General features: G+C 68.4%; 19 protein-coding genes and 1 pseudogene. 9 read left to right on the plus strand and 11 right to left on the minus strand.

The features are described 5' to 3' along the window. Positions 1-258: 258 nt before the first annotated feature. From CYJ10_RS14290 to CYJ10_RS14300, 3 genes are read right to left on the minus strand one after another with little or no spacing between them, the layout of a single operon-like run. Positions 259-1,770, minus strand: a complete 1,512-nt coding sequence (locus CYJ10_RS14290; protein WP_101682164.1) for an MFS transporter — start codon at positions 1,768-1,770, stop codon at positions 259-261. Then, a complete protein-coding gene (locus tag CYJ10_RS14295; RefSeq protein WP_101682165.1) occupies positions 1,752-1,961 on the minus strand; it encodes a hypothetical protein in 210 nt (69 codons plus the stop codon). Before CYJ10_RS14295 ends, CYJ10_RS14290 begins: the two co-directional genes overlap by 19 nt. A 29-nt stretch (positions 1,962-1,990) precedes the next feature. Beyond that, positions 1,991-2,812 carry an alpha/beta fold hydrolase gene (locus CYJ10_RS14300; RefSeq protein WP_101682166.1) on the minus strand — a complete coding sequence of 274 codons (822 nt, stop codon included), beginning with the start codon at positions 2,810-2,812 and terminating at the stop codon, positions 1,991-1,993. A 279-nt stretch (positions 2,813-3,091) separates the two neighbouring features. Between CYJ10_RS14300 and CYJ10_RS14305 the strand changes: the two genes are divergently transcribed. Next, positions 3,092-3,508 carry a response regulator transcription factor gene (locus CYJ10_RS14305; RefSeq protein ID WP_101682167.1) on the plus strand — a complete coding sequence of 139 codons (417 nt, stop codon included), beginning with the start codon at positions 3,092-3,094 and terminating at the stop codon, positions 3,506-3,508. After that, entirely contained in the window at positions 3,505-4,158 is a 654-nt protein-coding gene (locus CYJ10_RS14310) for a response regulator transcription factor (RefSeq protein ID WP_101682168.1), read from the plus strand. Before CYJ10_RS14305 ends, CYJ10_RS14310 begins: the two co-directional genes overlap by 4 nt. Before the next feature lie 56 nt (positions 4,159-4,214). On the opposite strand, the gene CYJ10_RS14315 is transcribed toward CYJ10_RS14310, so the two are convergent. From CYJ10_RS14315 to CYJ10_RS14325, 3 genes are read right to left on the minus strand one after another with little or no spacing between them, the layout of a single operon-like run. Next, positions 4,215-5,750, minus strand: a complete 1,536-nt coding sequence (locus CYJ10_RS14315) for an efflux transporter outer membrane subunit (protein WP_257993332.1) — start codon at positions 5,748-5,750, stop codon at positions 4,215-4,217. Then, entirely contained in the window at positions 5,747-6,991 is a 1,245-nt protein-coding gene (locus CYJ10_RS14320; RefSeq protein ID WP_101682169.1) for an efflux RND transporter periplasmic adaptor subunit, read from the minus strand. The genes CYJ10_RS14315 and CYJ10_RS14320 overlap by 4 nt, the downstream gene beginning before the upstream one ends. Beyond that, on the minus strand, positions 6,988-10,230 hold the full coding sequence (locus CYJ10_RS14325; protein ID WP_101682170.1) for an efflux RND transporter permease subunit: 3,243 nt from the start codon (positions 10,228-10,230) through the stop codon (positions 6,988-6,990). Before CYJ10_RS14325 ends, CYJ10_RS14320 begins: the two co-directional genes overlap by 4 nt. A 185-nt stretch (positions 10,231-10,415) precedes the next feature. Here CYJ10_RS14325 and CYJ10_RS14330 point away from each other — a divergent pair, with 185 nt between their 5' ends. Together CYJ10_RS14330 and CYJ10_RS14335 are read left to right on the plus strand one after the other, a co-directional pair. Next, positions 10,416-11,090, plus strand: a complete 675-nt coding sequence (locus CYJ10_RS14330) for a heavy metal response regulator transcription factor (protein ID WP_101682171.1) — start codon at positions 10,416-10,418, stop codon at positions 11,088-11,090. Beyond that, positions 11,087-12,535 carry a heavy metal sensor histidine kinase gene (locus CYJ10_RS14335; protein ID WP_257993333.1) on the plus strand — a complete coding sequence of 483 codons (1,449 nt, stop codon included), beginning with the start codon at positions 11,087-11,089 and terminating at the stop codon, positions 12,533-12,535. The genes CYJ10_RS14330 and CYJ10_RS14335 overlap by 4 nt, the downstream gene beginning before the upstream one ends. 14 nt (positions 12,536-12,549) lie before the next feature. Here CYJ10_RS14335 and CYJ10_RS14340 read toward each other — a convergent pair whose 3' ends face one another. After that, on the minus strand, positions 12,550-13,482 hold the full coding sequence (locus CYJ10_RS14340; protein WP_101682172.1) for a LysR family transcriptional regulator: 933 nt from the start codon (positions 13,480-13,482) through the stop codon (positions 12,550-12,552). A 111-nt stretch (positions 13,483-13,593) separates the two neighbouring features. Here CYJ10_RS14340 and nfsB point away from each other — a divergent pair, with 111 nt between their 5' ends. Then, complete coding sequence (nfsB, locus tag CYJ10_RS14345) at positions 13,594-14,247, plus strand: oxygen-insensitive NAD(P)H nitroreductase (protein ID WP_101682173.1); 654 nt, start codon at positions 13,594-13,596, stop codon at positions 14,245-14,247. Positions 14,248-14,302: 55 nt separating this feature from the next. Here nfsB and CYJ10_RS14350 read toward each other — a convergent pair whose 3' ends face one another. Together CYJ10_RS14350 and CYJ10_RS14355 are read right to left on the minus strand one after the other, a co-directional pair. Continuing rightward, a complete protein-coding gene (locus CYJ10_RS14350) occupies positions 14,303-15,061 on the minus strand; it encodes a hypothetical protein (RefSeq protein WP_101682436.1) in 759 nt (252 codons plus the stop codon). A 107-nt stretch (positions 15,062-15,168) separates the two neighbouring features. Continuing rightward, complete coding sequence (locus CYJ10_RS14355; protein ID WP_101682174.1) at positions 15,169-16,275, minus strand: alkene reductase; 1,107 nt, start codon at positions 16,273-16,275, stop codon at positions 15,169-15,171. Positions 16,276-16,482: 207 nt separating this feature from the next. On the opposite strand from CYJ10_RS14355, the pseudogene CYJ10_RS34730 reads away from it, so the two are divergent. Together CYJ10_RS34730 and CYJ10_RS34735 are read left to right on the plus strand one after the other, a co-directional pair. Then, positions 16,483-16,818: pseudogene (locus CYJ10_RS34730) on the plus strand (Gfo/Idh/MocA family protein); the annotation flags it as partial. A 259-nt stretch (positions 16,819-17,077) separates the two neighbouring features. Further along, on the plus strand, positions 17,078-17,605 hold the full coding sequence (locus tag CYJ10_RS34735; RefSeq protein WP_257993360.1) for a hypothetical protein: 528 nt from the start codon (positions 17,078-17,080) through the stop codon (positions 17,603-17,605). Here CYJ10_RS34735 and CYJ10_RS14365 read toward each other — a convergent pair. Beyond that, a complete protein-coding gene (locus CYJ10_RS14365; protein WP_101682175.1) occupies positions 17,602-18,513 on the minus strand; it encodes a LysR family transcriptional regulator in 912 nt (303 codons plus the stop codon). The two genes, CYJ10_RS34735 and CYJ10_RS14365, sit on opposite strands and share 4 nt — an antisense overlap. A gap of 237 nt (positions 18,514-18,750) precedes the next feature. Here CYJ10_RS14365 and CYJ10_RS14370 point away from each other — a divergent pair, with 237 nt between their 5' ends. Beyond that, positions 18,751-19,986 (plus strand): MFS transporter, encoded by a 1,236-nt coding sequence (locus tag CYJ10_RS14370; protein WP_180862936.1) that lies wholly within the window; start codon positions 18,751-18,753, stop codon positions 19,984-19,986. Here CYJ10_RS14370 and CYJ10_RS14375 read toward each other — a convergent pair. Further along, positions 19,983-20,903, minus strand: coding sequence for a LysR family transcriptional regulator (locus CYJ10_RS14375; protein ID WP_101682177.1), 921 nt, complete (start codon positions 20,901-20,903; stop codon positions 19,983-19,985). The two genes, CYJ10_RS14370 and CYJ10_RS14375, sit on opposite strands and share 4 nt — an antisense overlap. Positions 20,904-21,062: 159 nt before the next feature. On the opposite strand from CYJ10_RS14375, the gene CYJ10_RS14380 reads away from it, so the two are divergent. Further along, entirely contained in the window at positions 21,063-21,818 is a 756-nt protein-coding gene (locus CYJ10_RS14380; RefSeq protein ID WP_101682178.1) for an SDR family NAD(P)-dependent oxidoreductase, read from the plus strand.

Genomic DNA, 21,818 nt, shown 5'->3' on the forward strand with positions numbered 1-21,818 from the left:
ACCTCCAGCTTGAAGGCAGCGTCAAACTTGCGGCGTTGCTTTGTCATGTCGTCTTTCCTCGTCGATCGTGATTTTCCACCTATCGACCTGTCTGAGGAAATTGGACCACTACACTCCCCTCTCCCGCAAGCGGGAGAGGGGCTGGGGGAGAGGGCGGGCCTTTCAGGACGCGACGGTCAGCTTTTGAACCGCCGTGCCGTCTCCGCCGCCCCCTCCCGCAAGACGGGCGAGGGGCGGCAACAAATCATCATTCGGCATTCACCGCAGCCACCGCTGCCACAGCGCGAATCCGGCCACCAGCAGGCAGCCCGGCGCCACGATGGCCAGCAGGTTGGCACCGGCCAGCAGTACCGCCTGCTGGTCGATCTGTTGCGACAGGCCGATCAGTGCGGCGCCGTGCGGTAGCGGGGCGATGCCGAAGGGGTCCACCCGGGCCACCAGGTGGGTACGCGCCAGCGCCTCGCCGTATTGCAGGCATTGGGCGGCGGTGCCCGTGCCGGCGGCCGATGCCACCTGGCGCACGATGTTCTTGAACTGGTAGGTGTGCGAGAAGTCGTCGAGCGGCGTGTCCAGGAACGTCAGCTTGGCCACGACGATCAGGCTGAACGGCAGCGCCGCGCTCTGCAGCAGCAACGCCGGCACCACGCGCCCCAGCGACAGGTCCGTCATCAGGCGCGTGGCCAGCATCCACGCGGCGCCAGCCAGCATGACGTAGCCCAGCGCCAGCCAGCGGCGCGAGCCGGGCAGGCGGGCGCCATACAGCACGAACAGGATGCTCGCCACGACGCCCGCCGCGCCGGTCAGCGTGGACACCATGCCGGTGGTCTCGAACGAGAAGCCCAGGCCAAGCTGCAGCACGATCGGGATCAGGTAGTTCCAGAGTCCCGCCACGAACGAGTACGTGGCATAGAAACCCAGGCCGGTCAGGTAGCGCTTGCCGCCCAGCCGATGCGTGTTGAGCCACGGATCGGGACGCCGGTGCAGTCGCCAGAAGGCCAGCGCCATCAGCACGGCACCCGCCAGCGGGCGGGCGATCACGATGGGCGTGCTGGCCGCCGTATAGAGCCGCAGGTCGGCCAGGCCATGCACCAGTACCAGCGACCCCAGCCCGAGCAGCAGCACGGTGTACCAGTCCATCGCGGCGATGGCGTCGATGTCAGGCGGGCGGGGCGGGGTGACCCGGTGCGGATAGGTGACCGATACCAGCAACAGCGTGGCGGCGGCGCTGATGGCCTGCACCCCAAAGATCAGGCGCCAGCTGGCATCGAGAATCAGCGTGGCGGTGAGCCACGGCGCCGCCGCCAGCATGCCGATGGCGCCCAGCACGAACGGCCACAGCAGGCGCGGCCGTTCCTGCGGCGCGGCGATCATCTGGATCAGCGTGCGCGCGGCGGCGAACAGGCCGCCTGCGCCCAGCCCTTGTACGGCCAGCGCCAGCGAGAGTTGGACGATGTTGTTCGACACCGCGCACAAGAGGGCGCCGGCGATGGCCACCACCAGGCCCAGCATCGTGAAGCCGCGGTAGCTGATCAGGTCCGCAATGCGCCGCAACATCAGGTTGGCGACGATGGCTGCGGCGGCATAGGCGGTGAAGCACCAGAGGAAGTCGTCGGGCGTGGCGTAGATACCGGCGCGGATCTGCACCGCGCCGGTGGCCAGCATCGAGGTGGCCACGAAGTCGACCCCCGTGGCACACCCCAGTGCCAGCCCCATCAGCAGCACACCGCCACGCGTGACGCGCGGCAGCGCGCCTAGCGCGACGGATGGCATGCCGCCTTGCCATCGTGGCACCTGGCCGGGGCAGGTGCCGGCGCCTTGGCCACGGCCTTGGCGGCTGGCAGCACGCTGTAGTCGTAGCGGTCGGCGGCGAACGGGCTGGTGGCCGGGTCGGTGGCGTGGGCGGTCACGGCACCTAGCAGGCAGGTGGCGGCCAGGAGGGATCGAACCAGAATCGGACGCATGTCGGTTCTCCGGTTGGGGTGGCGATGGATCAGCGGTTCAGGAAGGCCAGCAGGTCGGCGTTGACCTCGTCGGCACGCGTGATGCACATGCCGTGCGGCGCGCCGGCGTAGACCTTGAGCGTGGCGCCCTTGACGATCTTCGCCGACAGGCGGCCGGCGTCGTCGATCGGCACGATCTGGTCGTCGTCGCCATGCAGGATCAGCGTCGGCACGTCGATCTTCTTGAGGTCTTCGGTGTAGTCGACCTCCGAGAACTCCTTCACGCACAGGTAGTGGCCCAGCACGCTGCCCGCCATGCCCTGCAGCCAGAAATTGTCGATGGTGCCCTGCGCCACCTTGGCGTCCGGCCGGTTGAAGCCGAAGAACGGCAGTGCCAGGTCCTTGTAGAACTGCGAGCGGTTGTCGGCCACGCCCTGGCGGATGCCGTCGAAGACCGCCATCGGCAGGCCGCCGGGATTGGCCTCGGTCTTGAGCATGATCGGCGGCACGGCGCCAATCAGCACGGCGCCGGCCACGCGTTTCGAGCCGTGCCGGCCGATGTAGTGCGCCACTTCGCCGCCGCCGGTGGAATGGCCCACCAGCGTGGCGCCCTGGATGTCGAGCGCGTCGAGCACGGCGGCCAGGTCATCGGCATAGGTGTCCATGTCGTTGCCGTGCGCGGGCTGGTCCGAGCGGCCGTGGCCGCGACGGTCGTGGGCAATCACGCGAAAGCCGTGCTGCGCCAGGAACAGCATCTGGGCGTCCCAGGCGTCGGCATGCAGCGGCCAGCCGTGCGAGAAGACCACGGGGCGGCCGGTGCCCCAGTCCTTGTAGAAGATGCGGGTGCCGTCCTGGGTGGTGATGTAGCTCATGTCGGTCTTCCTGAGGAGAATGAGACTTGAGACTACCGTTGGCGCACCGCCGGCCATTCCGGCGGACCGGCGCGGCTTTCGCATAAGCACGTCCGGGCAGGCCGGCCCCGATGCCGGCTTTCAAACCGCTTTCAACGGACTTTCGGGGCCGGGCCGGCGGGGGGGCTGGGGACGGCCGGCGCCGTGTCGCGGCCGGTGCACGCCTATACGAAGGCATAGTGTTGGCCACCCATGCGGGCCGCTACCATTGCGCCATAAGATTGTTGTGAGGTACGGGCCTTGGCCAAGAAACTGGTTGTCGCCATCATCGACGACGACGATTCCATCCGCGCGGCGACTTCCCGGCTGGTCCGATCGCTGGGTTGGGAGGCGCGCACTTACGCATCGGCTCAAGTCTTTCTGGAGGCTGGCGGGGCGGCGGAGGCGCATTGCATCCTGTCCGACGTCCAGATGCCCAAGATCAGCGGGCTGGAGATGCTGCGGACCCTGAACGCGCAGGGCAGCCAGGTTCCGGTAATATTCATCACCGCCTTCTGCACCGATGCCATTCGCCGCGAAGCCTTGCGTGCCGGCGCGCAGGCGTGTCTGTGCAAACCTGTCGATGGTGCGGCCGTCCAGCGATTTCTGGAAGACGTGGCGTCGGGGGCGCTTGCCCCACGCCCCGAGACCGCACCCGGAACGAAAGTGAATCCATGAATACAGCGATACCGTCCGGAGAAGGGTTGTCGATGGTCTACGTGGTGGACGACGACGAGTCCATGCGCCGCGCGGTGTCGATGCTGCTGCGCTCGGTTGGCTACCAGGTCGAGACCTTTGCCTCGGCCACCGACTTCCTGGCAGCGCCCAGGCCCGAGATCCCCAGCTGCCTGATCCTGGATGTGCGCCTGAAAGGCCAGAGCGGCCTGGCCGTGCAGGAGCAGTTTGCCGCCAGCCGGATGCCGATCCCGATCATCTTCATGACCGCCCACGGCGACATCGCCATGTCGGTCAAGGCCATGAAGGCCGGCGCGATGGATTTTCTGGCCAAGCCGTTCCGCGACCAGGACATGCTCGACGCCGTCGAAAGCGCCCTGACCCGCGACGCCTCCCGACGCCAGACCGACACGCGCGACGCGGACCTGCGCCAGCGCTACGAAGAACTGACCCCGCGCGAGAAGGAAGTCATGGCCTACGTGGTGCGCGGCCTGCTGAACAAGCAGATCGCCGCCGAACTGACGCTGAGCGAAATCACCATCAAGATCCACCGCGCCCAGGCCATGAAGAAAATGGGCGCCCGGTCCCTGGCCGATTTCGTGCTCAAGGCCGAGGCGCTGGGCATCATCGATTCGGCGCGGAACGGGGCGTAGGCGCCACGCTGGCACGGCGGGCCACCCGGGTCCGCCGCCGCGTGCCGGTGCCTGCGTCACCCTGCCTTTCCCTCTTTTCCCTCCTTTCCATCTTTTCCTACCTTCCCCTCCCACCCCCCACCCAGCGCCCGGAACAGCGACACGCTCGCCGTCAACTGCCTACGGTGTACGGCTTCCAGTGCGCGGGCATCGGTCAGGGCGGCGGCTTGCACGACGTTGACGTCGAGGTAGGCGGCGGCGCCCTTGCGGTAGCGCTCGGTGGCCTGTTGCAGGGCGCGGCTGGATGCGGTCACGGCGGCTTGCTGGCTGGCGGCTTCATGGTCCAGCAGCCGTAGCGCGGCGTAGTTGTCTTCCACGTCCTGTACGGCCTTGAGCACCGTTTCGCGGTAGTCGGCTGCGCTGGCGTCGAACTGGGCGCGGGCGCTGTCCACGCCGGCCTGGCGTTTGCCGCCGTCGAATATCGTCGCGGCCAGGGCCGGGCCCACGGCCCAGAAGCGGCTTGGCGCGGTCAGCCAGCCGGCCAGGCCCGAGCTTTCCAGTCCGCCGTTCAGGTTCAGCATCAGTGTCGGGAAGAAGGCCGCGCGTGCCACGCCGATCTGCGCGTTGGCGGCGGCCACCCGGCGCTCGGCCGCCGCAATGTCGGGACGGCGCTGCAGCAGCGTGGCGGGCACGGCAGCCGGGGTGGCGGGCAGGGAGGTACCGGCGGTGCTGGCCCTTGCGGTGCCGGCGATGTTGGCGGTATCGCCGGTGTTGGCTGGCAGCGCCGGCAGGGCGAACGTGCTGGCGGGTTCGCCCACCAGCGTAGCCAGCGCATGCAGCAGTTGGGTGCGGGCCAGTTGCAGGTCGGCCAGCTGCGCCCGTGTGCTTTCCACCTGTGCCTGCGCCTGCGCGACATCGCCTTCGGCGGCAATGCCGCCCTTGTAGCGGTTGGTCACCAGTTGCAGCACCGACGCGTAGGCGTCCACGGTCTGCTGCAGCAATGCAGCCTCGCGGTCCAGCGAGCGGATGCCGAAGTAGTCGATGGCGGCCTCGGCCTGCAGGCTGAGCCGGACAGCGGCCACGTCGTCGGCGCTGGCCTGTACGCGCGCCTGTGCGGCGTCGACGTTGTTGCCGATGCGCCCGAACAGGTCGGGCTCCCAGCTTGCGCCCAGGCCGAGCAGGTGGTCGGGTGTGGTCTTGCCCGCCAGCGAGTGACCCAGTACGTTGGCTGACAGGTGCGTGCTCGTGACGCTGGCCGTGGCGCCAACGGTCGGGAAGTAATCGGCGCGGGCGGCATCCACCTGGGCGCGGGCGTCGCGCAGCAGGGCCAGCGACTTCAGCAGGCTCTGGTTCGATACGTTGACGCGATCCAGCAGGGCGTCAAGGGTGGCGTCGTCGTATGCGTGCCACCAGTCCGGCGCGATGGCGTCCGGCTGTGCGCCTTGGGCGCCGCCGTCCTGGGCTTCGTGATAAGCGGCCGGCAGCGGCAGCGCCGGGACGTGATAGGGCACGCTGGCGCAACCGGCCAGCCATGCGCAGGCCAGCAGGACCGCCGAGCGCTTGAAGGTGCGCTTGAAGGTGCGCTTGATGACCGGTTTCATGGTGAGCGTCATGCCCGATCTCCCTTCGCCGGCGCGGCCACGCGCACCGTCATGCCGGCCACGATGCCGTCGCCGGGGTTGACCACGACGCGATCGCTATCCTGCAGGCCGCCCAGCACTTCCACATGGGCGCCGAAGTCGCGCCCCAGCGCCACGTGGCGGATCGTCAGCTTGTTGTCCTGGCCGACCACAGCCACGGTCGGGCCGCCGGCGGGAAACATCAGCGTATTGGCCGGAAGGTCCAGGCCGGCATGCGCGCTGCCGACTTCCAGGTGCACCTGGGCGTAGGCGCCGGGCAGGATGTGCCCGTCCTGGCTGTCGACGTCCAGTTCCACACGCAGGCTGCGCGTAACGGGGTCGATGGCCCCGGCCGTGCGGGCCACGGTGGCGGGGTAGCGCTGGCCCGGCGCTTGCGGCAGCGTCAGCCACGCCTGCGTGCCGGGCCCCATTGCCGCGCTGACGTCCTGCGGCACCTGCGCATAGACGCGCAGCCGGGTGCCCGCCGAAATATGAAACAGCTCGCGGCCCTGGCCCGGCGCGCTGCCGGCATCGATCAGCGCCCCCGTATCGACGTTGCGCGCGGTAATCACGCCATCGAACGGCGCGCGGATCTGCACGTAGCTGGCCAGCTGGGCCAGCCGCGACGTATTCGAGCGCGCTGCCGCCAGCAGGGCCGACTTGGCATTCATGTCGGCCACTTTCTGGTCGGTTTCCTGCTGGGCGACGGAGTTGGTTGCCTGCAGGTCCTGCCAGCGCTTGGCCGTGCTGCTGGCCAGCTGGTAGTTGGCCACGGCGGTGGCTTCGTCGGCGCGAGCCTGGCGCAGCTGGTCGGCCACTTCGGGGGCGTCGATCTCCGCCAGCAACTGGCCCGCTTTGACCGGGGTGCCGATGTCGACGTACCAGCGGCGCAGATAGCCGCTGACGCGCGCGTGGATGGCGGCGTCCTCGTAGGCGCGGACGTCGGCCGGCAGGGCGATGTCGTGCGCGGCTGCCGCGGCGCGCGGCTGCACCACGCTGACGATGGGCGTCTGCGCTGCCTGCGCGCGCTGCTGCAATACGGCGTGGCCCTGCCAGCGCGGCACGATGCCAGCCGTCAGGGCCAACGCCACGGCGGCGCCGGCCAGGGCCAGCAGGGCCAGGCGCGGCGCCTGGCGCCGGGATGGGTGTGCCGATTGCTGCAGGGACGGCTGCGAAGGCGGGTGCGAAGGCGGCTGCGGCGCGGCGGCCTGGGTATCGAGGTCGGTTCGGGTCATGCCAGGCCCTCTTGAAGGGGGGAGTTGTTATCGGAGTTGTTGTCGGCGTTGTTATCGGATCGCGTGCGCCGGGCCATCCAGCCATGCAGCACGGCGAAAAAGACCGGCACCAGCACCAGCGTGGCCACGGTGCCGAAGGCCAGGCCGCCGATCACGGTGCGGCCCAGCGGCGCGTTCTGTGCGCCGGCACCGCCCGAGCCCAGCGCCATCGGCACCATGCCGAACAGCATCGCCAGCGCGGTCATGGCCACCGGCCGGAAGCGGCTGAAGCCGGCGTCCCAGGCGGCGTCGATGGGGTTCTTGCCGGCCGCCAGGCTGTCGCGCGCATGGCTGATCACCAGGATGCTGTTGGCGGTGGCGATGCCCACGCAGATGATGGCGCCGGTCAGCGCCGGCACGCTGATCGTCGTGTCGGTGGCAAACAGCATCCACGCCATGCCCGCCAGCGCCATGGGCAGCGCGCCGACGATGGCCAGCGGATCGAGCCAGGACTGGAAGTTCACCACCATCAGCAGGTAGACCAGCACGATGGCGGCGGCCAGGCCCGTGAGCAGGCCCGTGAACGACGCATGCATGGTCTGCACCTGGCCGCGCACGACGATGTCCGAGCCGGCCGGCAGTTGCGCGCGGGCCTGGTCGACAATGCGCTGCACGTCGCCGGCCACGGCGCCCAGGTCGCGGCCACGCACCGCGCCGAACAGGTCCAGCACGGGTTGCACGTTGTAGTGCGACACCACGCCTTGCTGGCTGGTGCGTGCGATGGTGCCGAACTGGCCCAGTTGCCCGGCGCCGCCCTGTTGCACGGTATCGGCGCCCAGGCCCAGCGGGATGTTCGACAGCCGCTGCAGCGAGTCCATGGCGTACTGGGGCACCGACACGGCCAGCGGATAGCTGACGCCGTTCTTCGGATTGAGCCAGAAGTTGGGCGCGGTCTGGCCGCTGCCGGACAGCGCGATCAGCAGGTTCTGCGCCACTTCGCGCTGCGACAGCCCGGCCTGCAGTGCCCGCGTGCGGTCCACGTCGACGGTCAGCGCGGGCTGGTCCGCCGGCTGCTGCAGGTGCAGGTCCGTCAGGCCGGGCACGCCGGCCAGCTTGCGCAGCAGCTGGTCTGCCACCTTGCGGTTGCCGGCCAGGTCCTTGCCGACGATCTGGATGTCGATGGGCGCGGGCAGGCCGAAGTTGAGGATCTGGCTCACCATGTCGGCCGGCAGGAACGAGAAGCTGACGCCCGGAAAATCCTTCTGCAGCGCGGCATCGAGCTGGTCGACCAGCACGCCCGAACGCGCCGCATCGGGCTTCAGCGACACCAGGATCTCGGCGTCGCCCGTGCCGATCGGCAGCGACGAATCGTAGGTCAGGTTGATGCCGCTGACCGGCAGGCCGATGTTGTCGACGATACCCGCCACGTGCTGCGGGCCCACCACGCGCCGGATATCGGCCTCGACCTGATCGGTGATGCGTGCGGTTTCCTCGATGCGCGTGCCGGTGCGCACACGCATGTGCAGGCGGATCTCGCCGCTATCCACGGCCGGGAAGAAATCCTGGCCCAGGAACGGCACCAGCGTCATCGACCCCGCACAGACCAGCGCGAAGATCGTCATGGTGCGGCGCGGCCTGGCCAGCGCGGCGGCAAGCATGCCTGCGTACACAGCGCGCACCCGCTCGAAGCCGGCCTCGAAGCGGCGGTGTGCCGCGCCGAACCAGCGGGTCAGGCCGGCCAGGCGTCCGGTGGCGGGGCGGTGGCCCGTTTGACCGACCGACTCGCCGCGCAGCAGGTAGTGCGCCAGCGTGGGAATCAGGGTGCGGGACAGGAAGTACGAAGCCATCATCGCGAACACCACAGCTTCGGCCAGCGGCACGAACAGGTAGCGCGCCACGCCGCTAAGCAGGAACATCGGCAGGAACACGATGCAGATGCACATCGTGGACACCAGTGTGGGCAGCGCGATCTCGCCCGACCCGTCGAGAATAGCCTGCTCCAGCGGCTTGCCCGTTTCGCGGTGGTGGGCAATGTTTTCGATGGCCACGGTGGCGTCGTCCACCAGCACGCCCACGGCCAGCGCCAGTCCGCCCAGCGTCATGATGTTCAGCGTCTGTCCCAGTGCCGCCAGCCCGATCAGCGCGGCCAGGACCGACAGCGGGATGGTGATGGCGATGATCAGCGTGGCGCGCCAGCTGCCCAGGAACAGCAGGATCATCATGGCTGTCAGGCACGCGGCCACCAGCGCCTCGTGCAGCACGCCGTCGATGGCCGAAGTGACGAATACGGACTGGTCGGACAGCGGCTGCACCTGCAGCGACTTGGGCAGGCCGGACAGGATGTGCGGCAGCAGGGCGCGGATCTGCGCCACCACGGTCAGCGTGGACGCGCTGCCGGTCTTCTCGATTTCCAGCAGCGCGGCGCGCTTGCCGTCGTGCCGCACCACGTTGGTCTGGGGCGCGTAGCCGTCGTGCACCTGCGCCACATCGCGCACATAGACCGTGCCGTCCGGTCCGCTGCGCACCGGCAGGTCGTTCAGCGCGGCCACCGTCTGCGTGCTGCCGTTGAGGTCCACGCGGTATTCGAGCGCGCCGATCTTGGCCGTGCCGCCGGGCAGTACCAGGTTCTGGGCGTTGATGGCGTTGACCACGTCAAGCGGCGACAGCCCGCGCGCCTGCAGCGCGGGCACGTTCAGGTCCACCATCACCTGGCGCACCTTGCCGCCATAGGGCAGCGGCACCGACGCCCCCTGCACCGTGGCCAGCTGGGTGCGGATAAAGCTGTTGCCCAGGTCGTACAGTTCCTGCTCGGGCAGCGTGTCGCTGCCCAGCGCCAGGCGCAGGATCGGCACCGTCGACGCGTTGTAGCTCAGCACCAGCGGCGGTGTGGCGCCAGGCGGCATCTGCTTGAGAATCGATTGCGCGCCCGCCGTGGCTTGCGAAATCGCACGGTTGATGTCGGCGCCGGGGTGGAAGAAGACCTTGATGACGGCCACGCCAGGCAGCGACTGCGACTCGATATGCTCGATATTGTCGACGTCGGTCGTCAGCGACCGCTCGTAGCCGGTAACAATGCGCTGCGACATGTCCTGCGCGGACAGGCCGTTGTAGCTCCACACCACGCTGACCACCGGGATGTCGATCGACGGAAAGATGTCGGTCGGCATGCGCAGGATGGCCACCACGCCGCCCAGCAACAGCAGGATGGCGAGCACGATGAAGGTATAGGGGCGGCGCAGGGCGAGCCTGACAATCCACATGCTTTCTCTCCCGGCGCCCGATGGCGCGGCAATCGTAAGGAATGGAGCCGATTCTAGAAACCGGCCGCCCTGTGAATTCCGGTCAAAACGATTACAGTCTTGTCATCCAAACCGGCCGCGCCACTCGCTACCATCCTGCTGGCAGTGCGGCGGATTGGCGTCGCCGATGGTTGAGGACTGGACCGATGAAGATCCTGGTGGTCGAAGACGAACCGAAAACGGGGGAATACCTGCGCAAGGGGCTGGCCGAGTCGTCCTTTGTGGTGGACCTCGCGCGCACTGGCGCCGATGGCCTGCACCACGCAATGGAAGACGACTACGATCTGATCATCCTCGACGTGATGCTGCCGGGCATGAACGGCTGGGACGTACTGCGCCGGCTGCGGGAACACAAGGACACGCCGGTGCTGTTCCTGACGGCGCGCGACGAGGTGGAAGACCGCGTGCGCGGCCTGGAACTGGGCGGCGACGATTACCTGGCCAAGCCGTTCGCGTTCGTGGAGCTGCTGGCGCGCGTGCGTACGCTGCTGCGGCGCGGGCCGGTGCGCGAGGCCGACCGCATCGAGGTGGCCGACCTGGAGATCGACCTGATCCGGCATCGCGTGATGCGGGCGGGCCAGCGCATCGACCTGACGCCGCGCGAATTTGCGCTGCTGCATTTCCTGGCGCGCCGCAGCGGCGAGGTGCTGAGCCGCACGCAGATTGCATCGCACGTCTGGGACATGAATTTCGACAGCGACACCAACGTGGTGGACGTGGCCATCCGGCGCCTGCGCGCCAAGATGGACGACCCATTCGCGCCAAAGCTGATTCACAGCGTGCGCGGTATCGGCTACGTGCTGGAACTGCGCGCGTCGTGACGGCGCGCCCGGTTGTCCGCTCGCTTGTCCGCCCGCTTGTCCGTCTGCTGCCCCGCTCGCTGACCGCGCGGCTGGCGTTGGCGTTCGCGCTGATCGCCGGCTGCGCCTTTGCCGGCGTGGGCCTGTACCTGTATCGGGCGTTGGCCACCCAGATCATCGAACGCGACGATTCGGAACTGCTGCGCAAGGCCGTGCGGGCGCGCGCCGAGTTGGCCGAATTGCCGGCTGCCGACGCGCAGGCCGGGCGCTGGCAGGAGATACGCGGCATTGTCGCGGGCAACGAAGAGTTCGGCCTGCGGCTGCTGGCGTCGGATGGCACGCTGCTGACCCAGGCGGGCGCGCAGCCCGGCGCGATGCCGGCCGTGGCCGCGATTGGCGCCGACACGCCGCCATCGCCAGCGGCCATCCAGACATGGGAGACGCCCCGCGCGATACCGGTTCACGGCCTGGCCATGCAGTCGCGCGTGGGCACCGGTGCTGGCGCGCAAACCGTGCGGGCCGAAATCCATCAGGTGGCGGCGTCGCGCGTCGTGCTGTTGCGCGACTATCGGCTGAAGCTGTCCATCGCCGTATGCCTTGGGGCGCTGGGCGCGGGTTTGCTTGGCTATGCGGCGTTGCACGCGGGCATGGCGCCGCTGCGGCGCATTGCGGCCGGCACGGCCTCGGTGACGTTCGCCAGCGGCGTGCTGCCCGTCGATCCGTCGCGGCTACCGGCGGAACTGGACGAACTGGCCAGTGCGCTGCAACGGATGATCGACCGGCTGCGCGAGCGCTACGAGCGCCTGTCGCAGTTCTCGGCCGACCTGGCCCATGATTTCCGCACCCCGATCGGCAACCTGCTGGGCCAGACCCAGGTGGCGCTGTCGAGCGAGCGGTCGCTGGAGGAATACCAGGCGCTGCTGGCGTCCAACGTCGAGGAATACGAGCGGCTGTCGCGCATGATCGAGAACATGCTGTTCCTGGCGCGCGCCGACAATGCGCAGGTGGCCATGCACCGGGCGGAACTCGATCTGCGGACCGAACTGGCCCGTCAGGCCGACTATTTCGAGTTGCTGGCCGACGCGCGCGGCATCGTCATCCAGGTGCAGGCGCAGGGCACCCTTTACGCCGATGCCACGCTGTTCCGGCGCGCGCTGGGCAACCTGCTGTCGAACGCCGTGCACCATTCGCCCGAATCGGCGGTGATTGCGCTCAGGAGCCGGGACGAAGCCGGCACGGTGGTGATCGAGGTGGCCAATCCCGGGCCCGGCATCGCGCCCGAGCACCTGCCTCGGCTGTTCGACCGGTTTTTCCGTGGCGATCCGGCCCGCGCCAATTCCGGCGAATCGTCCGGCATCGGCCTGGCCATCGTGAAGACCATCATGGAGCTGCACCAGGGCGCGGTGCAGGTGGAATCCGTGCCCGATGGCGTGACCACGTTCCGGCTGGTGTTTCCTGGTCGCTGAGGGGGGCGACCCCGCTATACGCCCGGCTGGCGCAGGTGGGCCGGCATCCGCGCACTCATGGCCGACAGGTGTTCGCGCAGCGCGGCGTGCAGATACCTGACCGCGGGCGAAAACTGCCGGCGATGCGGACACACCAGGTTCAGCGGCACCGGCTCGCCGGGGTCGTCTGGCAGCAGCAGCTCCAGCCGGCCTTGCGCGACGTCGTCGCAGACATCGAGCCATGACTTGTAGGCGATGCCGCGCCCATCCAGCGCCCAGCGCCGCGCGATCTCGGCGTCATCGCACAGCAGCGACCCCTTGACGGTGATCTGCCGCCGGGTGCCGGCGGCCGGAAAGCTCCAGCGGTCGTGGACGCGCCCGCCCAGCACATAGGGCAGGCACTGGTGCGCGGGCAGGTCGTCGAGCGTGGCGGGCCGGCCGTGACGGGCGAGGTAATCCGGCGATGCCACCAGTACGCGGCGATTGTCAGGCGCGAGCGGCAGGGCCACGTAGGGCGCGCCTTCGTTGACGCCATAGCGGATGGCGATGTCCACGGGGTCTCGAAACACATCGGTCACCTGATCGGACAGCGACAGCTTCAGCACGAGCTTCGGATGGGATTCCCGGAACGCGGTCAGCAGCGGCAGCAGGACATTGCGACCCAGATCCGAAGGGGCGGCGATCTTCAGCGTGCCCTGCAGCGCGCGCTGCTCGCCGTGCAGGCGTTCCTGGCCCTCGGCCAGCATGGCCAGCACATCGGTCGCGCAGGGCAGGTACTGCTCGCCTTCGGCGGTGAGTCGCAGGCTGCGCGTCGACCGCGCAAACAGGCGGATATCGAGCGCTTTCTCCAGACGCTGGATGGCGGCGCTAACCTGCCCGGGCAGCAGGTCGGCCTCGCGGGCGGCATTCGAGAAGCTGCCCAGGGCGGCGGTGCGTACGAAAAGATGGAGGTCGTCGAGTCTGATCATTTTCACTCTGATAGTGAAAGTCCTGCCGGATTTTCCCAGTTTTTTGAAAATAACGCAGCGACGATAATGCGACGCATAGCCGATTTACTAAACGATGATCTGGAGCCCACCATGAATTTCACCGACGCCGTCCTGTCCCGCCATACCGTCAAGGCCTACGCAGGCGGCCAGACCCTGCCGCAGGAGCAGATCGACATGCTGCTGTCGTGGCTGCACAACAGCCCGTCGTCGGTCAACTCGCAGCCGTGGCATTTCGTGGTGGCGTCGACGTCCGAAGGGCGCGAGACGGTTGCCAAGGCGGCCACCGGCACGTTTGCGTACAACCATCCCAAGATCGTCGATGCGTCGCACGTGATCGCACTGTGCATGCGTGCCGATCTGGACGAAGCCCACCTGCGCGCCATTCTGGCGCAGGAGGAAAGCGACGGCCGGTTCAAGGCGGACGGTGCCCGCGAAGGCCAGGACAAGAGCCGCCGGTCGTACGTGGACCTGCACCGCTACGCGCTGCGCGACGTGCCGCAATGGATGGAAAAACAGGTCTACCTGGCGCTGGGCGGCCTGCTGCTGGGCGCCGCCATGCTGGGCATCGACGCGACGCCGATGGAGGGTTTCGACGCCGTCGCGCTGGACGCGGCGCTGAACCTGCGCGAGCGCGGTCTGACCAGCGTCGTGCTGGTGTCGCTGGGTCGCCGCAGTGAAAAGGACTTCAATGCCGGCCTGCCGAAGTCCCGCCTGCCGAAGGAAGCCGTGTTCACGCATATCTGAAACCGGCCAGGCCGGACGGGGCCTTGGCCGCGTCCGGCTTTTTCCTGCGGTGACATCAGGTCTGCGGGTCGGCCAGCAGCCATTGACCCGTGACCGGGCATACCCAGACTCTTTGCCCGTCGCGCCGCACCTGTTCGTCCTGGACCTTTGCGGCGGCTGCCCGGTCAGGGTCGAACGCAACGCGTAGCGCGCTGGCCACCCGGGCATCTTCGATGGGCAGTTCCCAGGTCAGGAACAGCTGCGTGTTGTCGAGTGCATCCGCATCCCGGTCGGTCGGGAAATCGGCCGGATCGAAGCGGGTTGCGCCGCGCGGCACCACGCCGTGCGGCTGGCAGGTGTCGAACAGCAGCACCGTGCCGCGACGCAGGGGAATGCGCAGGTCCAGCGCCGGAAAATACACATCCTGCCCGTTGTCGTCGCTCAGGAACAGATTGCAGAAGGCCGCGCCGCCATACTGGTCGCCGTCATGGTGATAGCGGGCGCCACGGCAGGCCATCAGCGCGACGTCGCTGTCGGCCAGCAGGCCGGGCAGGCCCAGCGATGCCGTCCAGTCGACCACGGCCTGCACACAGCGCGCGTAGTCGGGCCAGCGCATTCGCGCACGCGCCAGCGGCATGACTTCGACATCGCCGGGCTCCAGCGTCATCTGTGACGCAATCTCGCGCGCCCAGTCCGCCTGCAGCCGCGCCGGTGGGGCGGGAATGTCCACCCCATCCGATACGACCACTTCGCCCACGCGCCGGCTGCGCATGGCATCGCCGCTCCAGAAGCAGGAGGTCAGTGGCTGGGAAGCGGGCTGGCGGTCGTCGGGCATGGCCGGCAGTGTAATCCAGGCCACCCCCGTGCCAGCCCAACCCCCTGCCAGACCAACCCCTGGCCGGCCGCCCCTGGCAGGTCATGCCAGGGCGGCCACGCGGTGCGTCACGCCGCCAGCAATTGTCCGTGGAACGGATAGTCCGTGTAGCCGGCTGCCGTGCCGCCGAAGAACGTGTCGCGGTCGTAGGGGTTCAGCGGCAGCCCCTGGCGCAGCCGCTCGGGCAGGTCCGGGTTGGCGATGAAGTGGCGGCCGAAGGCCACCAGGTCGGCGTCGCCGTCGGCGATGATGGCTTCGGCGCTGTCGCCGTGGAAGCCGCCCGCCGCGATGATCGGGCCCTTGAAGACCTGGCGCAGCAGTTTTGCGGCCACCGGCTGCTGGTTGCGCGCGTCATCTTCGATATTGCCCGCGATGCGCGGCTCGATCAGGTGCAGGTAGGCCAGGTCGAGCTTGTCGAGTTCGGCTGCGACATAGGTGAACAAGCCCTCCGGGTCGCTGTCGGACATGTCGCCCCATGAACCGCTCGGCCCCAGGCGCACGGCCACCTTGTGGCTGCCCCAGACCGAGATCACGGCGCGCGTGGCGTCGAGCAGGAACCGGGCGCGATTCTCGAACGGGCCGCCGTACAGGTCGGTGCGCTTGTTGCTGCCGTCCTGCAGGAACTGGTCGAACAGGTAGCCGTTGGCGGCATGCAGTTCCACGCCGTCAAAGCCGGCCTGCACCCCGCGCAGGGCGGCTTGGCGGAAGCTTTCCACCAGCGCTTGGATCTCGTCGATTTCCAGCGCGCGGTTGGGCGTATTGGGCACCCATCCCGACTCGGTATAGGCGACGCCGCCGTGTGGAATGGCCGACGGACCCACCGGCTGGCTGCCGGCCGGCTGCACTTCGGCGTTCGACTGGCGACCCGCATGGTAGAGCTGCAGGAAAATCTTGCCGCCCTTGGCGTGCACGGCATCGGTCACCAGGCGCCAGCCGGCAATCTGGCTGTCGTCGTACAGGCCCGGCGCGCCCAGGTAGCCGTTGCCGTTGGCCGCCGCGATGGTGGCTTCGCCAATCAGCAAGGCACCGGGCGAGGTGCGCTGGGCATAGTACTCGGCCATCAGCTTGCCGGGGATGGCGCCAGCCTCGGCGCGCATACGTGTCAGCGGTGCGAGCACCACGCGGTGGGCAATGGCGTGGGGGCCGATCTGGATGGGGGTGAAGAGCTTGGACATGTTGACTCCGTAGGGTTCGTTGCTGCCGCGGCGGGATGCCGTTGGCGGGCGATGGCTGCCGCGCTGGCTGTGACAGAACTCTAGTCGGCCCGGACATCCGGAAAAACGGGTCCGGCGTTGGCTCACTTCGGACAGGAACGTCCGCAATCGGCGGGTGGATCGCGCCTATATTCGATCGGTCATCGATTCTCGAAAGCCGTCACTCTCATGTCTTCTCTCAATCACACGCGCGATGGCGCACCGATCCGCGTCGGGCTGGTCGGCATCGGCAACTGGGCGCTCCACGGTCACGTGCGGGTGCTGAACCTGTTGCCCCAGTACACGCTGCGCGCGCTATGGAGCACCCGTGCGGATGCCGCCCAGGCTGCAGCCCTGGCCCATGGCATCCAGGAAGTGGTGCCGACGCTCGACGACCTGATCCATCACCCCGAGGTGGATCTGGTGGTGGTGCTGAACACCGCGCCACAACATGCGGAAACCGTGCGCCGCGTGATTGCAGCGGGCAAGCACGTGTATTGCGAATGGCCGCTGACGGTGTCCACGGCGCAGTCGCGCGAACTCGTGCGGCTGGCCGAACAGGCCGGTGTGCGGCATCTGGTGGGGCTGCAGCGCCGGCTGGCGCCGCACAACCGTTACCTGCGCGACCTGCTGCACGACGGCCACGTGGGCCGCGTGCGCTCCGTACGCATCCACGTCAGCATGAATGCGTTCGGCGCCGAACGATCGGACGCGCTGCGCTGGACGGTGCCCGAGGAGAATTTTCTCCAGCGCCATCGCCATCTATGCCGGGCACTTCCTGGACATGCTGTTCACGGCCACCGGCTGGCCAGAGCGGATCTCCGCGCTGCTACTCAACCAGATTCGCGCGGTGACGATACGCGAGACCGGCGAGGTGCTGCCGTCCAAGGCGCCAGACCAGCTCATGATGCGGGGGCGCCTGGCCGGCGATGCGGTGGTGTCGGTGCATGTGGAAGCCGGCAAGCGCAGCGGTCGCGGCGTGACCATCGACATCACCGGCGATGAGGGCGATCTGCGTATCACCAATCGATCCGCGTTCGGTGGCGTGGGGGACGACTACGTGATCGAAGGCGCGCGCGGCCAGGACGTGCCGCTGCAGCCGATGGCGGTGCCGGTGGCCTATGACCGGCTGCCGCCGTCTGACCTGCCATCGGCCGTGCTGGAACTGGCCGAACTCTACGTGGCCGCCGCGCGGGACTTGCGCGAAGGCAGGCACGAGGCGCCCACCTTCGCCGATGCCGTGCGGCTGCACGAATTGCTCGATGCGGCCGCCGAATCGACGCGCCAAGGGCGAGAGGTGGCGCTGCGCTAGCCGGCTTCCGGCGTGCGGTCCGCGCTGTCGGGAAACAGGTGCCGGGCCATGAAATCGACGAACACCCGGATCTTGGGCGACATGTGCCGGCCCGACGGCCACACCGCGCGAAAGACCTTGCGGTCGGTGGCGTAGTGGGGCAGCACGGCCACCAGCCGACCGTCCGCCAGTTGCTGCCGCACCAGGAAGTTCGGGATATAGGCCAGGCCGTGCCCCTGCTCGGCCATGGCGATCAGCGGCTCCACGGTATTGGCCGTAAGCCGCGCGGGCAGGTCCATCTCGCGTACGTCGTCGCCCTCGCGCAGCAGCCAGCGGTCTACCTTGCCGGTGGACGGAAACCGATGCAGCAGGCACGCGTGGCGCAGCAGGTCGTCGGGCGAGGCCGGCACGCCGTTGCGGGCCAGATAGACGGGCGCCGCCACGATCTGCGGCGTGTAGTGGCCCAGCGCACGCGCCACCAGGCGCGAATCCACCGCTTCGCCGGTGCGCAGCACCACGTCGAAGCCTTCATCGATGATGTTGACGATGCGGTCGGAGAAATCGAGTTCGAGCCGGATGTCGGGGTACTCGCGGGCGAACGCGCTCAAGACCGGCAGCACCAGCGTGGCCACCAGCGGCAGGCTCACGCGCAACTGGCCCTTGGGCGACGAGGCGGCCGACAGTTCGGCCTCGGCGGCTTCAAGCTCTTCGACGATGCGCTGGCAGCGGCTCAGGAACAGTTGTCCTTCCGGTGTCAGCGTGACGCTGCGCGTGCTGCGGTGAAACAGTCGCACGCCAAGCCGCTCTTCGAGCCGTGAAATTGCCTTGCCTACGGCCGACGCGGAAATCCCGAGTTGCCGGCCCGCCTCGCTGAAATTGCGGACTTCAGCGGCTTTGACGAATGCATCGACGGAACCGAGCTTGTCCATGGCGGCATGGGGAAAGAGGCGCGGGGCGCTGGGGGATGGCGGCGACTATAGCACGCACCCCCGACGGCCGTGGCCGCTGCCGAGGGCGTCTTCATTGCGGAAATTTGGTCCGCAGTGTTGCGCCCGCCGGCCCGTTGATGGGGGCGCGGCGGCTCCCTACATTGCCCACGTGGACGGCGGCACGGTGCCGCCGCATGACGCAGCAAAGAAGGATTCAAGATGTCATCAGAGTCAACCATGTCGACGCCCGCAGGGCTCGCTCTCGACACACAAGGAACGCTGGCAGGCGCCAGCGACGTACCGGCGCCGCGCCGGCAACACTGGGCCGCCGTGCTGGCGGTCGCATTCAGCGCCGCGGTGTTCTGCACCACCGAGTTCATGCCGGTGGGCTTGCTGCGCTATATCGCACAGGGCCTGTCGGTCAGCGAAGGCGCGGCGGGCTGGATGGTCTCCGCGCCGGGTTTGCTGGCGGCACTGGCCGCGCCGCTGGTGACCGTGCTGGCGGGACGGCTCGATCGCCGCATCGTGCTGTGGGCGCTTGGCGTATTGCTGGTGCTGGCCAACCTGACGGCGGCGCTGGCGCCGTCGTTCGCCGTGCTGGTGCTGGGCCGCGTGCTGTTCGGCGTCGGACTGGGCGGATTCTGGGCCATCGGGGCGGGCATCGGTTCGCGGCTCGTCGAGCCGGCCGCCGCGCCCAAGGCCACGTCGGTGATTTTCGCTGGCGTGTCGGTGGGCATGCTGGTGGGCGGTGCGGCGGGGGCCTGGATTGGCGAGCACTGGGGCTGGCGCGCCGCGTTCGGCCTGACCACGGCGCTGTCCGTGGCCGCGTTGCTGGCCACGCTGGCGTGCCTGCCGCCGCTGCGCGTCACGCAACGCGTCAAGGTGGCGTCGCTGTGGCGCATCGTGGCCACCCCGGCCGGGCGCCTGGGGTTGCTGGTGATGATGATCGCGCTGATCGGGCAGTTCGCCGCGTACACCTACATCACGCCGTTCCTGGCCCATGAGGTCAAGCTGGCCGGCACGCTGATCCCGCTGGTGCTGTTCGGCTACACGCTGGTGGGTGCGGCTGGCAATTTCGTGGCGGGCGCCTTCGCCGGCCGCGCGGCCAGGGCCACGTTGATGGTGGCCATCGCGATGATCGCCTTGCCGCTGGGGGGCCTGCAGGCCGGGGTTGCCCATCTCGTGCCCGTGCTGTTGCTGCTGGCCGTGTGGGGGCTGGGATATGGGGCGATGCCGGTGGCGTTGCAGGTGTGGATCGACAAGGTGTCCGAGGGCGCCGGGGAAGCCGGCATGGCGCTGTTCGTGATGAACTTCCAGCTGTCGATCGCGCTGGGCGCGTGGGCCGGGGGCTGGCTGGTGGACAGCGCGGGCATCGCGCATACGCTGCGGGTGGCCAGCGGGCTGGTGCTGGCGGCGCTGCTGCTGCTGTGGCGCCTTGCGGGTCGCTCCGATGTCCCCACGCCGCAAGTCTAGAGACGGGGTGAGCAGTCGTACTGCGCGAACAGCTCGACCACCCAGTCCACGAACGCCCGCAGCCTTGCGCTCTGGTTCCTGGACGGGTGGAACACGATGTGCAACCGGTGCAGCGGGCGATGCCATTCGGGCAGCAGTTGGACCAGCGCGCCAGTTTCCAGATGGGGTCGGGCCATGAAGCCAAAGGTCTGCCCCACGCCCAGGCCGCTGACCAGCGCCGTCAGGTGCGCGGTGCTCTCGTTGACGAACACGCCGTGCCGGCTGCGCACGTCCACGTCGATACGCTCGCCTTCACGCTCGAACAGCAGGGGCATCACGCGGCCCGTGAGCGACGAGAAATAGCCCGCCACGTCGTGATCGGTCTGCAGCGCGGACGGGTGCGCTGGCCTGCCACGCGCGGCAACGTACTGCGCGGCGGCGTAGGTGCCCCAGTCCAGGCTGGCGATATGCCGGGCGATCAGGGACGTATCGGTCAGGTCGCCACCCCGGATCACGCAATCGACGGCGTCGCCGATCAGGTCGACATGGCGGTCGCCAACGCCCACTTCGAGCTGGATCTCAGGGTACTTCGCGCGGAAGGACGGCAGGTTCGGCAGCAGTATCAGGTTGGCCAGCGACGACCCGACGTCCACGCGCAGCCGCCCGCGCGGCGCGCCCCGGGCGTCGGCAAACAGCGTATCCATCTCGTCCACATCGGCCAGCACCTTGACCGCGCGGCGGTAGTACGCCTGCCCCTCGTCGGTGACCACCACCTTGCGGGTCGACCGCTGGAACAGCTTGATGCGCAGGTGCGATTCCAGATCCTGGATCAGCTTGGTGACGGTGGGGCGCGGAATGTTGAGCGTGTCGGCGGCCTTGCTGAAACCGCCGGACTCGGCGATGCGCACGAACACGCGCAGGGCTTGCAGTTGATCCATGGGCAGGGAAGGCGAAAAAGGGGTAGGGCGATGGCGCCGCACGCAGTATGCCTGATTATTCATGGTGATGAATAATGATTTAGTTTAGTCGCCATTTATTCGGAAAACATTAACGCATACAGTGACGTCATCCACTCTTCAACACGAAAGGAAAACATCATGAGCAAGCGACTGGAAGGCAAGATCGCCCTGGTAACTGGCGGCACGAGCGGCATCGGACTGGCTGCGGCGCAAGACCTGGCCCGCGAAGGCGCAAAGGTGTACGTGACCGGCCGCCGCGCCGCGGAACTCGACAAGGCCGTGGCAGCCATCGGTCATGGCGCGGTGGGCGTGCAGGGCGACGTGACCCGCGAAGCCGACCTGGATGTGCTGGTCAAGACGATCCGCGAGGCCGATGGACGCCTGGACGTGCTGTTCGCCAACGCCGGCGGCGGCACCATGGCGCCGCTGGGCGAGATCACCGCGCAGCATTTCGACGATACGTTCAATCGCAATGTCCGCGCCGTGGTGTTCACGGTGCAGAAGGCGCTGCCGCTGATGGGCGCTGGCGGTTCCATCATCCTGACCGGCTCGATCGCCGGATCGACGGGTACGCCGGCGTTCAGCATCTACAGCGCGTCGAAGGCAGCGGTGCGCGCCCTGGCCCGCAGCTGGGTGCTGGACCTCAAGGATCGCGGCATCCGGGTGAATGTGGTGAGCCCCGGTTCCACGCACACGGTGGGCCTGGCTGAACTGGGCGGCGACACCAAGGCCGGGCAGGACGGGCTGCTGGGCTACCTGGCGTCGCTGGTGCCGATGGGCCGGCTGGGCGCCCCCGAGGAAATCGCCCGCGTGGTGACATTCCTGGCGTCCAACGATTCGAGCTTTATCAACGGCGCCGAAATTACCGCCGATGGCGGGCAGGCGCAGGTCTGA

Source organism: Cupriavidus pauculus, assembly GCF_002858765.1.
Taxonomy (GTDB): Bacteria; Pseudomonadota; Gammaproteobacteria; order Burkholderiales; family Burkholderiaceae; genus Cupriavidus; species Cupriavidus pauculus_B.